Source organism: Lutibacter sp. B1, from assembly GCF_012524075.1.
Classification (GTDB): Bacteria; Bacteroidota; Bacteroidia; order Flavobacteriales; family Flavobacteriaceae; genus Lutibacter.
Window position 1 is genome coordinate 47,106 of the sequence record NZ_JAAZUI010000018.1, and the last position, 13,908, is coordinate 61,013.

The 13,908-nt window shown below is 31.2% G+C and carries 9 protein-coding genes and 1 other RNA gene; all 10 read left to right on the forward strand.

Going from position 1 to position 13,908, the window contains the following annotated elements:
* Positions 1–117 precede the first annotated feature (117 nt).
* The 10 genes from HGB55_RS11230 to HGB55_RS11275 all read left to right on the forward strand — a co-directional run bounded on the left by HGB55_RS11230 (position 118) and on the right by HGB55_RS11275 (position 13,860).
* A complete protein-coding gene (locus HGB55_RS11230; RefSeq protein WP_168816992.1) occupies positions 118–642 on the forward strand; it encodes a nucleotide exchange factor GrpE in 525 nt (174 codons plus the stop codon).
* 17 nt (positions 643–659) lie between these two features.
* The gene (gene dnaJ, locus HGB55_RS11235) at positions 660–1,787 is read left to right on the forward strand and encodes a molecular chaperone DnaJ (protein ID WP_168816993.1); all 1,128 of its coding nucleotides are present in this window, start codon (positions 660–662) and stop codon (positions 1,785–1,787) included.
* Between the two features lie 160 nt (positions 1,788–1,947).
* Positions 1,948–2,248, forward strand: an RNA gene (gene rnpB / locus HGB55_RS11240) — RNase P RNA component class A.
* Between the two features lie 180 nt (positions 2,249–2,428).
* Complete coding sequence (locus HGB55_RS11245) at positions 2,429–4,693, forward strand: aconitate hydratase (protein WP_168816994.1); 2,265 nt, start codon at positions 2,429–2,431, stop codon at positions 4,691–4,693.
* 75 nt (positions 4,694–4,768) lie between these two features.
* Entirely contained in the window at positions 4,769–5,434 is a 666-nt protein-coding gene (locus HGB55_RS11250) for a Crp/Fnr family transcriptional regulator (protein ID WP_168816995.1), read from the forward strand.
* Between the two features lie 80 nt (positions 5,435–5,514).
* A complete protein-coding gene (locus HGB55_RS11255; protein WP_168816996.1) occupies positions 5,515–6,447 on the forward strand; it encodes a hypothetical protein in 933 nt (310 codons plus the stop codon).
* Positions 6,448–6,735: 288 nt separating this feature from the next.
* The gene (locus tag HGB55_RS11260; protein WP_168816997.1) at positions 6,736–8,145 is read left to right on the forward strand and encodes a glycogen synthase; all 1,410 of its coding nucleotides are present in this window, start codon (positions 6,736–6,738) and stop codon (positions 8,143–8,145) included.
* 2 nt (positions 8,146–8,147) lie between these two features.
* The gene (locus HGB55_RS11265; protein WP_168816998.1) at positions 8,148–9,410 is read left to right on the forward strand and encodes a glucose-1-phosphate adenylyltransferase; all 1,263 of its coding nucleotides are present in this window, start codon (positions 8,148–8,150) and stop codon (positions 9,408–9,410) included.
* 3 nt (positions 9,411–9,413) lie between these two features.
* On the forward strand, positions 9,414–11,321 hold the full coding sequence (glgB, locus tag HGB55_RS11270) for a 1,4-alpha-glucan branching protein GlgB (RefSeq protein ID WP_168816999.1): 1,908 nt from the start codon (positions 9,414–9,416) through the stop codon (positions 11,319–11,321).
* A 139-nt stretch (positions 11,322–11,460) separates the two neighbouring features.
* The gene (locus HGB55_RS11275; protein ID WP_168817000.1) at positions 11,461–13,860 is read left to right on the forward strand and encodes a glycoside hydrolase family 31 protein; all 2,400 of its coding nucleotides are present in this window, start codon (positions 11,461–11,463) and stop codon (positions 13,858–13,860) included.
* Positions 13,861–13,908: the final 48 nt, after the last annotated feature.

Below are 13,908 nucleotides of genomic sequence, written 5' to 3' on the forward strand. Positions count from 1 at the left end.
TATAATTATGGAATCCCGCATTAAGCGGGATTTTTTATATAGTGTCATATTGGCATATTTCAAAAAATGGCAATACTTTTGCTAACTATTATTATGAAATTTTTTTAATGAAAAATTATGAGCAAAAAGAAGGAAAGTAAAAAAGAAGAAGTAAAAGATCAGGAAGTAAAACAAGAGGAAATTCAGGAAGTAAACGTTGAACAGGAGTTACAAAAAGAGTTAGCACAAGAAAAAGATAGGTTTTTACGTTTGTTTGCTGAATTTGAAAATTATAAAAAACGTACTTCGAGAGAGCGTATTGAACTATTTAAAACTGCCAATGAGGAATTAATGACAGTTTTATTGCCAATTTTAGATGATTTTGACAGAGGTTTAAATGAAATAAAAAAAGCGAAGGACAAAGAGTTGTTAAAAGGAATGGAATTAATTAATAATAAATTAAAAAATTCTTTAACACAAAAAGGTCTAAACCATATAAAAGTTGATCAGGGAGACGCTTTTGATGTTGAGTTGCACGAAGCAATTACACAAATTCCTGCACCATCAGATGATTTAAAGGGGAAAATTATTGATGTTATAGAACAAGGCTATAAGTTAGGCGAAAAAATAATAAGATATCCTAAAGTGGTTGTAGGACAATAAGAATAAGCAATAAAAAAATGAAGCAAGATTATTACGAAATATTGGGCATTTCTAAAAATGCTACACCTGCCGAAATAAAAAAAGCCTATCGAAAGATGGCTATAAAATATCATCCTGATAAAAATCCCGGAGATAAAGAAGCAGAAGAAAATTTCAAAAAAGCTGCAGAAGCTTATGAAGTTTTAAGCGATGAAAACAAAAAAGCGAGATATGATCAATATGGTCATGCAGCTTTTGAAGGTGCAGGCGCTGGAGGCTTTGGTGGCGGAGGTATGAATATGGAGGATATCTTTAGCCAATTTGGAGATATATTTGGTAGTGCATTTGGTGGTGGTGGCTTTGGCGGCTTTGGCGGCGGCTCAAGAGGAAGAACTCGTGTTAAAGGCAGTAATTTACGTATTAGAGTAAAATTAACTCTTGAAGAGATAGCTAATGGTGTAGAAAAGAAAGTAAAAGTTCGTAGAAAGGTAAAGGCAGCAGGTGTTACATATAAAACATGTTCGAGTTGTAACGGAACAGGTCAGGTTATGCGTGTAACTAATACTATTCTAGGCCGTATGCAATCAGCTTCTACATGTCCAACGTGTCATGGTGCGGGAGAAGTTATAGACAGAAAACCAAAAGGAGCAGATAGTGATGGTCTTGAAATAAAAGAAGAAACCGTTTCAATTAAAATACCGGCAGGTGTAACAGAAGGGGTTCAACTAAAGGTAAATGGGAAAGGTAATGCTGCACCGGGTAATAATTCTTTAGATGGCGATTTATTAGTTGTAATCTCAGAAGTTGAACATAGTACGTTAAAAAGAGAAGGAACAAATTTACATTACGATTTATACATTAATTTTTCAGAAGCTGTTTTAGGTGCTGCAAAAAATATTGATACAGTTTCCGGAAAAGTTAAAATTAAGATTGATCCGGGTACACAATCAGGAAAAATTCTACGATTAAGAGGTAAAGGATTGCCAAGTATAGATCATTATGGAAATGGTGATTTATTAGTTCATGTAAATGTTTGGACACCACAAAATTTATCGAAGACTCAAAAAGAGTTTTTTGAAATGATGAAAAATGATGAAAATTTTAAACCGAACCCTTCAAAATTTGATAAATCATTTTTTGAAAAAGTAAAAGATATGTTTACGTAAAAAAAAAGTTAAAATATTTTTTAAATAAATATAATTAACTTATTTTTGTTCAAGTTATTAGAAATATCTGATAACACTTTTTCTTTTTCATAGCAATTTTCCCACTCAATTTTTTGAGTGGGTTTTTTTATACAGAATTATTAGCTTATTTTTGGAAAATTAAGTAGGTCGTCTTATCGCTTCATAAGAAGAGGAAAGTCCGGACACCACAGAGTAGCATAACGGATAACATCCGTCCGGTGAAAATCGAGGACAAGTGCAACAGAAAGCAAGTACAGTTCGGCTGTAGTGAAAACAGGTAAACTCTATGCGGTGCAATGCCATGTATATTGAAATTTTAGAGTTACTCGCTCTATTTCAAGGGGTAGGCAGATTGAGCTATAAAGTAATTTATAGCCTAGATAAATGATAAGAATTTACTTCGGTAAATACAAAATCCGGCTTACAGACCTGCTTAATTTTTATCATATTCTTAATATTTACAACGTTTTCGCTAGCTTTATTTGTGTTTTTAAAAAAAATAGTTGTCAATCACATTTATATATTTAAAAATACATTTGATAGGGTATTGTATGCTAGTTAAAAACTTCATTTTTTGTAACTTCGCTAAATTAAAATAACTAAAAAAAAATTATATAGATATGGCTTTTGATATTGAAATAATTAAAGAGGTGTATAACAGAATGGCAGATAGAGTAGATGCTGCAAAAGCTGTTGTTGGTAAACCTTTAACTTTAGCTGAAAAAATATTATACAATCATTTATGGGACGGAAAAGCAAAAACTGCCTTTGTAAGAGGTAAAGATTATGTTGATTTTGCGCCTGATAGAATTGCTTGTCAAGATGCAACTGCACAAATGGCTTTATTGCAATTTATGCAAGCGGGTAAATCAAAAGTAGCTGTTCCTACAACTGTACACTGTGATCACTTGATCCAAGCTAAAATAGGTGCTGATAAAGATTTACAAAATGCGCTAAATAACAGTAGTGAGGTTTTTAATTTTTTAGCATCTGTGTCTAATAAATATGGAATTGGTTTTTGGAAACCGGGTGCAGGAATTATTCATCAAGTAGTATTGGAAAATTATGCTTTTCCAGGAGGAATGATGATTGGAACGGATTCACATACCGTAAATGCAGGTGGCTTAGGAATGGTAGCAATAGGTGTTGGTGGTGCTGATGCTGTTGATGTTATGGCTGGGATGCCTTGGGAACTAAAATTTCCTAAACTGATAGGTGTTAAATTAACCGGTAAACTTTCTGGTTGGACTGCTCCTAAAGATGTTATTTTAAAAGTTGCAGATATTTTAACTGTAAAAGGCGGAACCGGTGCTATTGTAGAATATTTTGGAGAAGGAGCAAAATCTATGTCGGCAACAGGTAAAGGTACTATTTGTAATATGGGAGCAGAGATAGGTGCTACAACTTCAACTTTTGGGTATGATGAATCTATGGAGCGTTATTTACGTGCCACAGGTAGAAATGAAGTTGCTGAAGAGGCAAATAAAATAGCTTCCTATTTAACTGGAGATGATGAAGTATACGCAAATCCTGAAAAATATTTTGATCAGGTTATTGAAATTAATTTATCGGAATTAAAGCCTCATTTAAACGGACCTTTTACACCTGATTTAGCTACGCCGGTTGGAGAAATGACTGAAAAAGCTACAAAAAATGATTGGCCATTAAAAGTAGAATGGGGATTAATAGGTTCTTGTACTAACTCTTCTTATGAAGATTTATCAAGGGCAGCTTCAGTAGCAAAACAAGCGGTTGATAAAAAATTAACAGCAAAAGCTGAATTTGGAATTAATCCAGGTTCAGAACAGGTTAGGTATACTGCAGAACGAGATGGTCTTTTAGAAATATTTGAAGATTTAGATGCTAAAATATTTACTAATGCATGTGGACCTTGTATAGGACAATGGGCCAGAGAAGGAGCAGATAAACAAGAAAAGAATACAATTATCCACTCATTTAACCGTAACTTCTCAAAAAGAGCTGATGGTAATCCAAATACACACGCATTTGTAGCTTCACCTGAAATGGTTGCGGCTATAGCAATTGCAGGAAGGTTAGATTTTAATCCAATAACGGATAAATTAATAAATGAAAATGGAGAAGAAGTAATGTTAGAAGAACCTACTGGTTTTGAGTTACCACCTAAAGGATTTGATGTAGAAGACGCAGGGTACGATGCCCCTGTTGAAGATGGATCTGGAGTAGAAGTAATTGTAAGTCCTGAATCTGAAAGATTACAGTTATTAACACCATTTACACCTATTGGTAATGAAATAAAAGGAGCTAAACTACTAATTAAAGCTTATGGTAAATGTACTACCGACCATATTTCAATGGCAGGACCTTGGTTACGTTTTCGAGGTCATTTAGACAATATTTCCAACAACTGTTTAATTGGTGCTGTTAACGCCTTTGGTAAAGAAACTAATAAAGTTAAAAATCAATTAACAGGAGAGTTTGGTGCTGTACCGGATACTGCAAGAGCTTATAAAGCAGCAGGGATTTATTCAATTGTTGTTGGTGATCATAATTATGGAGAAGGTTCTTCACGTGAGCATGCTGCAATGGAACCACGTCATTTAGGAGTTGCTGCCGTAATTGTAAAATCATTTGCACGTATTCACGAAACAAATCTTAAAAAACAAGGAATGTTAGGTTTAACATTTGCTAATGAAGCAGATTATGATTTAATTTTAGAAGACGATACTTTTAACTTCTTGGATTTAAATGAATTTGCACCGGGTAAGCAATTAACTCTAGAAATTGTTCATGCTGATGGTTCAAAGGACATCATTAAATTAAATCACACATATAATCAAAGTCAAATAGATTGGTTTAATGAAGGTTCGGCATTAAATTTAATTAAAAAGGAAAATGTTTCTTAATATTTTAAAATATAATTTATTAAAACTCACAATTCTTATTGTGAGTTTTTTTATTTTTATACAAAAGATTTTTTTATGAGTAGTATTTGGTATCTAGAGAGTGTAAATCTTTTTAAGATTTTATGTCCGCATAAATTTTCGGAATATAAAGCTACTCATGCTTTTAACACCTATAATAAAACTGATTATATTTACTTTACTGATGATACAGCTAATAAAGTATACTTAATTAATGAAGGAAAAGTTAAATTGGGTTACTATACTGAAAGTGGAGAAGAAATTGTAAAAGCAATACTTTCTAAAGGAGAAGTTTTTGGAGAAAAAGCAATTTTAGGAGAGGTAAAACGGAACGAGTTTGCACAATCTATAAATAACAACACTTCTATTTGTCCAATTGATTCAAACACATTGCAGAATTTAATTTTAGATAATAAAAAATTTGCTCTTGGTTTTTATAAGTTTATTAATTTTCGAATAAAAAAGCTAGAACGCCAGTTACAATTATTATTATTTAAAGATACTAAGACACGTTTTTTAGAGTTTATCAATGAATTAAGTGAAGAATTTGGAATAACACCAAATAAAACGAACTACATACTTATTCAACATCCTTACACACAGAAAGATATGTCTACTTTAATAGGTACCTCTAGACCAACTTTAAACATTATTATGAATGAGTTAAAAGAAGATGGAATCATTGATTTTGATAGAAAGAGTATCAAACTTTTTAAAAAATAATTTGAAGTGTTAGCTTCCTAACATTTTCTGCATATTGTCAACTTTATATTTGTCGTAATATTAATTTTAAAATTATAATTATGAAGAAAAAAGTTTATTTATTTGCAGTGTTTACTTTAGGTTTTTTTACAGTTTCGTGTAATGAAGATGATAATCCAAGAAATTTACCGTTGAATCCTGATACTGCTGAAAGAGCCAGTATTGATAGATTTAGTTCTAGCTCAGGAACATTAATGGTTAGAACAAGTTCAAATGGATTGCCAGAAGAAAATCAGCCTATTGATTATGATAGTGGTGAACCTTTTATAACTCAAGGTTTTTCACCTGATGGTTCTGTAGTTCAATATTACAACTTTGACGTACAAACCACAACTCCAGCACCTATTTTCTTGTTTATTGATAGTGATGGTAATAGTGTTGAAGGTCAGATAAATGTGGTTAATGTTATTCCGGGTGATGTTGGGTATAATGATTTTTGGCAAGTAAACATGGTTACAGTTCCAGAGAAATATGTGCCTAATACCATCACCAGTATGGATGATATTATATCTTCTGGCTATTTGGTAGAAACTACAACAACAATTGTAAATTGTCCAATTGTTCCAGAAGGATCTATTGCTTTAAAAAGACTAGGTACTGAAAGTAATGAATTGAATAGAGGTTGGTACAAAGATAAAGTTGTATTTTACTTTTCATTCTTTGAAAAAATATTAGAAGCCAATAATGGTATGACTCCGATTTCTCCAATTTTTGTAAGTTTTAATGTGAATCCTGACGATAATAATGCAAATAGTGGGCCAGCTTCTGGCTTTATGACTGAAATGGGAACAGCTCAAACACATAATGTTATTGCATCGGTACCGGTAGATGATTTCTATTCACCTTTATGGTCGGTGAATGTTTATGATAATGCTGACTTTAATAATGTAAATGATTTATCTTCGGCTACTTCGTCAAATATTTTAGCAAGTGGTATAGCAACAGTTAATTGTCCTGTAGTATTTATGCAATAAAAAAATAGATAATTATAAAATAAGGCTGTTGGGTTTATTTAGATGTTGAATAAAAAGTGTTTAGAAATAAAAAGCTAAAAACATAGATAATTTTAATTAAGAATATTATTTTTTTATTTTGAGATACTGAAAATTAGAATGTTAAAAAAGAGGAGTTATTTAAAGCTCCTCTTTTTTTTGAAACATATTCAAGCATTGCTATTTTATTGGGAATTAACAGAAATTTAAACGTTTAAATCATAAGATTTATGAATTATTTTTTGTAAATTTCTATTTAAATAAAAAACCATGAAAATACTTCATATTAGTGCAGAATGTTACCCTGTTGCAAAGGTTGGAGGATTGGCTGATGTTGTAGGTTCTTTACCTAAATATCAAAATAATCTAAATTGCTTAGCTCAGGTTATAATGCCTTTTTATGATAATAAATTTACACGTAATAACGAATTTTCGGTAGTATTTGAATCATCCTTAAATTTAGGAAAAACAACCTATGATTTTCGAATTGTAAACTATAAAGCTTCATCGTTAGGATTCGATTTATTTTTAGTTGATGTACCGCAACTATTATTTAAAAATTATGTGTACTCTTCTGATGATACAGATCGATTTTTAGCATTTCAAATTGCTGTATTAGATTGGATATTGACTTGGGAAGACAAACCAACGGTAGTTCATTGCCATGATCATCATACAGGGCTTATACCTTTTATGATGCAAGAGGCATATAAATATAATGCATTAAAAAAGGTATCATCTGTTTTAACTATTCATAATGCACAATATCAGGGCTGGTTCTCACATGATAAGGTGTATATGGTTCCTGAATTTAATTTTAATAATGTAGGTTTGTTAGATTGGGGAGGAGTTATAAATCCGTTAGCTGCAGCTATAAAATGCGCATGGAGAGTTACAACAGTTTCTCCAACTTATATGGAAGAATTGAAAAGTTCGGCCAATGGTTTAGAAGTTTTACTTAGCCATGAAAGCGCAAAATGTGTTGGTATTTTAAATGGTATTGATAGTGAAATTTGGAATCCGGAAACAGATAGTTTTTTGATAGATAATTTTAATGCAGATGATGTATTTCAAGGGCACTTAAATAATAAAAAATGGTTGTGTGATAAATTTGATTTGGAGTTTGATAAACCTCTGTTTACTTTTATTGGAAGATTAGTTGGAGAAAAAGGAGTTGATAAATTACCGGAATCATTTAAAAAAACATTACAAAAGAATGAGTGTGCTATCCTTTTGTTAGGGTCTGGTTTAGAAATTATTGAAAATCAATTGAATGAACTTTGCATTCAATATAAAGGAACATACAATTCATTTATTGGGTATGATGAAGAATTGGCTCATGTAGTTTACGGAGGTGCAGATTTTTTATTAATGCCATCTCGTGTTGAGCCATGCGGTTTAAATCAGATGTATGCTTTGAGATATGGAACAATTCCTGTTGTAAGAAGTATAGGCGGTTTAAAAGATACAGTTATTGATATTTCGGAAGAAAATGGTTATGGAATTTGTTTTGATAGTGTAACTGTTTCAGATATAACTCATGCAATTGAAAGAGCGGTAGAACTTTATCAAGATCAATCAAAATTTAAAGAACTAAGAAAATATATAATGGGTTTAGACCATTCATGGAATAAATCTGCTCAAGAATACATTAATTTATACAAAACAATAAATTCATAATTATGGTTAACAATAACGTTCTGGCAATAATATTAGGAGGTGGACAAGGATCAAGATTATACCCGCTAACACAGGCAAGATCTAAGCCTGCCGTTGCAATTGCCGGGAAATACAGATTAGTAGACATACCAATTTCGAACTGTTTAAATTCGGATATTAAGCGTATGTTTGTTTTAACACAATTTAATTCAGCCTCCTTAAATCGTCATATTAAAAATACATATCACTTTAGTTTTTTTAGTTCAGCATTTGTAGATGTTCTTGCAGCAGAACAAACACCGGGAAATCACACTTGGTTTCAAGGTACTGCAGACGCAGTTCGTCAAAGTATGCATCATTTTTCACGTTATAATTTTGAGTATGCGTTAATTTTATCAGGAGATCAATTGTATCAAATGGATTATAATGAAATGATTGAAGCTCATATTGAAAGTAAAGCGGATATTACTTTAGCTACAATTCCTGTAAATGCAAAAGACGCTACATCATTTGGTATTTTAAAAAGTAATGAAGATAATGTAATTACTTCTTTTATCGAAAAACCTTCGAGTGATTTATTACCCGACTGGACATCTGAAGTTAGTGATGAAATGAAAGCTGAAAACAGAAATTATTTGGGGTCTATGGGAATTTATATTTTTAATAGAGATTTATTAATTGAATTAATGAATGACCCAAATACTATCGATTTTGGAAAAGAAATAATTCCACAATCAATAAATAAGCATCGTGTTGTAAGTTATCAATATGAAGGTTATTGGACAGATATAGGAACTATTCATTCATTTTTTGAAGCAAATATTGGTTTAACAGATGATATTCCAAAGTTTGATTTGTATAGTAGAGATAAGCGAATTTATACAAGAGCTCGTATGTTAGCCACTACAAAAATAGAGGGCACTTTATTGGAAAAAACTGTGATTGCTGAAGGTTGTATAATTAATGCAGCCGAAATTGTACGCTCTGTTATTGGAATCCGCTCTAGAATTGGTAAAGATTCAAAAGTATTTAATACCTATATGATGGGAGCAGATTTTTATCAAAAATTAGAACAAGTTATAGATGAAAATATAATACCAATTGGAATTGGGTCTCGTTGTTTTATAAAAAATGCTATTTTAGATAAAAATTGCTGCATAGGAGATGATGTTAAAATTCATGGTGGAAAACATTTAAAAGATATTGATACCGATACATATACAGTTAGAGACGGTATTGTAATAATTAAAAAAGGAGCCGTAATCCCAGATGGGTTTATGATATAATATATGACGAAAGTAAAAGTTTACAGTCTGTTTACAGACTTTGATATAAACCTATTTAAATCAGGAAAACATTTTAGACTTTATGAAAAGTTTGGAGCACACATTATTACATTAGATGGTGTAAAAGGTACTTATTTTTCAGTTTGGGCTCCAAGCGCCAAATCAGTTTCTGTAATAGGAGACTTTAATTATTGGACAGAAGGTGAACATGTGCTAAATGTTAGGTGGGATGAAAGTGGTATTTGGGAAGGTTTTATTCCAAATGTTGGAAAAGGAACACATTACAAATATAAAATTCAAAGTTTTCATGATAATATAGTTACTGAAAAAGCTGATCCTTTTGCCCGAAGATCTGAACATCCGCCCAAAACTGCATCTGTTGTTTGGGAAGATGATTATGAGTGGGAAGATTCAAATTGGATGAAAAACAGAAAGAAGAATAATGCACTTGACGCTCCTTATTCTGTTTATGAAGTACATTTGGGTTCATGGAAAAGAAAGATTGAAGAAAATAGATTTTTATCTTATTTAGAACTTGCTGATGAGTTAGTTAGCTATGTGAAGGAAATGAATTTTACTCATGTAGAATTAATGCCTGTTATGGAATTTCCTTACGATCCTTCTTGGGGATATCAAATTACAGGATATTTTGCTCCAACATCTCGTTTTGGCTATCCACATGAATTTAAATATCTAGTAGATAAATTGCATCAAAATGGTATAGGTATAATTTTAGACTGGGTACCATCGCATTTTCCTGAAGATGTACATGGTTTAGGGTTATTTGACGGCTCTTATTTATATGAACATCCCGATTCTAGAAAAGGTTATCATCCTGATTGGAAAAGTTTGATTTTTAATTACAGTAGAAATGAAGTACGTGCTTTTTTAATAAGTAATGCAATATTTTGGTTAGACCAATTTCATGCTGATGGTTTACGGGTTGATGCGGTAGCATCTATGTTGTTTTTAGATTATTCAAGAGAAGAAGGCGAGTGGGAGCCAAATCAGTATGGAGGAAACGAGAATTTAGATGCTGTTTCTTTTTTAAAAGAATTAAACGAAGAAGTTTATAAATCATTTCCTGATGTTCAAACTATTGCTGAAGAATCAACAGCATTTCCAATGGTTTCAAAGCCAACTTTTATTGGGGGACTGGGTTTTGGAATGAAATGGATGATGGGATGGATGCACGATGTTTTACAATATTTTTCAAAAGACCCAATTTACAGAAAGCACCATCAAAACGATATTACGTTTAGTTTAGCTTATGCTTTTACTGAAAATTTTATGTTGCCACTTTCACACGATGAAGTAGTTTATGGCAAAAGATCAATTTTAAGTAAAATGCCGGGTGATGAATGGCAGCGATTTGCTAATTTAAGGTTGCTTTATGGGTTTATGTATACACATCCCGGTACCAAACTTTTATTTATGGGAGGTGAATTTGGGCAATATGAAGAATGGAATTTTCAAAAAAGTTTAGATTGGAATTTATTAGATTTTTATCCGCATAAAAACACACAAAATTATTTTAAAGAATTAAATAAATTTTATAGAAATACTCCGGCACTTTATGAAAAAGGCTTTAGTGGAAATGGATTTGAATGGATTAGTTTTGAAGACTACAATAACTCTGTAATTTCCTATATAAGAAAAGGATATGATGAAAAAGAAGATGTAGTTGTTGTTTGTAATTTTACGCCATCAACACATCAAAAATATAAAATAGGACTTCCTAAAAAAGGTAAATTAATTGAGGTATTTAATAGTGATAATAAGAAATTTGGAGGTACAGGAGTATTGAATACAGGTGAAATAACTATTAAAAAGAAAAGTTGGAATTATAAGCAGTACTCAGCAGATATAATATTGCCACCATTGGGAGTCACAGTTCTTAAATTTAAATAGAAAAAAATAAATTTTATTTAAAAATTCATCTAAAATTTTATATTTAATTTATTTCATATCAAGTTTATATTTTTTAATAAAAAATTAAAGTATTGAGTTTATAAATTTAGTAGGTTTGCTCTTATTAAATTAGATATTTATGATTTTAAGTACTGAATTAGAATACAAAGGAAATTTATTTCCATCAAAAATAATATCATGTAGAAAAGATGTAGACACATTTTATTTTACAAGCGAAAATAATGTTGTACTTCAAATAACTATAGAAAGAGACAGTATACTTAGGTTTAGGTATACAACTACTTCTATTTTTGAAAAAGACTTTTCATACGCTATAACCAGATATGCAAGTAAAGGTTTTAACCATCTTGAAGCTGTTGATGGACAAGATAAATATATAATCACAACATCTAAATTAATTTGTCACATATCAAAAAAAGATATGAGAACATCAATTTACGATGCTCTGGATAATACGTTGTTGTGTGAAGATGAATTAGGTTTTCACTGGGAAGAGAGTTATGAGTTTGGTGGTGACATTGTTAAAATGTCTAAAATAGCACAAAGCAGTGAAAGCTATTACGGTTTAGGAGATAAGCCTGTAGATATAAACCTTAAAGGCAAACGTTTTGAAAATTGGGTTACAGATTCGTATGCTTATGGAAAAAATACAGATCCTATTTATAAAGCTATTCCTTTTTATATAGGTTTACATCACCAAAAAGCTTACGGAATATTTTTCGACAATACGTTTCGTTCATACTTTGATTTTTGTCAAGAGAGAAGAAATATTACAAGTTTTTGGGCACAAGGTGGTGAAATGAATTATTATTTTATTTATGGGCCTGAAGTATCTGAAGTGGTTTCGAACTATACAGATTTAACAGGAAAACCACATCAATTACCGGCTTTATGGACTTTAGGATATCATCAATGTAAATGGAGTTATTATCCTGAATCAAAAGTTAAAGAAGTTGCAAGTAAATTTAGAGAGTTAAAAATACCATGTGATGCAATTTACTTAGATATTGATTATATGGATGGATTTAGATGTTTTACTTGGAATAGTGAATATTTTCCAGATCCAAAAAGAATGGTTAAAGAATTAGCTGATGATGGTTTTAAAACTATTGCTATTATTGACCCGGGAATTAAAATTGATAACAATTATTCAATTTTTAAAGAAGGTTTAGAGAACGATTATTTTTGCAAAAGAGCAGATGGGCCTTATATGAAAGGTAAAGTTTGGCCGGGTGAATGTTATTTTCCTGATTTTACAAATCCTGAAGTACGAGACTGGTGGTCTGAATTGTTTAAAGAATTGATTGAAGTTATTGGTGTTAAAGGAGTTTGGAATGATATGAATGAACCTGCAATTATGGATGTTCCCGGAAAAACATTTCCTAACGATGTAAGACATAATTATGATGGAAACTATTGTAGTCATAGAAAAGCACATAATATTTATGGAATGCAAATGGCTAGAGCCACATATCATGGACTTAAAAAGTTTTCGTTTCCTAAAAGACCTTTTGTTATTACCAGATCGGCATATTCGGGTACGCAGCGTTATACGTCAACATGGACAGGAGATAATGTAGCTTCGTGGGAACATTTATCAATAGCAAATATTCAGGTACAACGTATGTGTATGTCGGGATTTTCTTTTGTAGGATCGGATATTGGAGGTTTTGCTGAGCAACCAAGTGGAGAGTTATTTGTCCGTTGGATTCAATTAGGAGTTTTTCACCCATTTTGCAGAACTCATTCTTCCGGTGATCATGGAGATCAAGAACCTTGGGCTTTTGATAATAATGTTACAAATATTGTTAGAAAATTTATTGAAATCAGATACCAATTATTACCTTACTTATACACTGCTTTTTGGAAATATTCGGATGAAGGTATTCCAATATTAAAATCATTGGTAATATTTGATCAAAATGATACACATACACATTACAGAAATGATGAATTTATTTTTGGTGAAAAAATATTGATATGTCCAATTTTAGAACCAAATGCTAAAGGAAGAAGAATGTATTTTCCAAGAGGGAATTGGTATAATTTCTGGGATAGTTCTATAATAGAAGGAGGTCAGGAACTATGGGTAGATGCTGATTTGGACAGTATGCCAATATTTGTAAAAGAAGGGGCAATAATTCCAAAATACCCTATTCAACAATATGTTGGAGAAAAAGAAATTGAAGAATTAAAGTTGGATGTTTATTTTAAGTTTGGTAAAGAAATATCAGTAGTATATGAAGATGATCAAGATGGTTACGATTATAGAAAAGGAAGATTTTGTTTAAGAAACTTTACATTAATAGGTAAAGAAGATTCATTAACTATACAACAATTTAAATCGGGTAAGTATGAAACCTCATACGAAACCATTAAAATAAAATTACATGGTTTACCTTTTACAGTAGGTAAAGTTGAAATTGATAATGAAGAAGTTGATTTAATAATAACTGATAATGAACTAGTGGTTACTAAAGAATTTACAGAACTACATATTACCGGAGTTTCAAAATAAGAAAAGTATTTTAAAAACTAAAAAAGCTCCTTAAATTTAAGGAGCTTT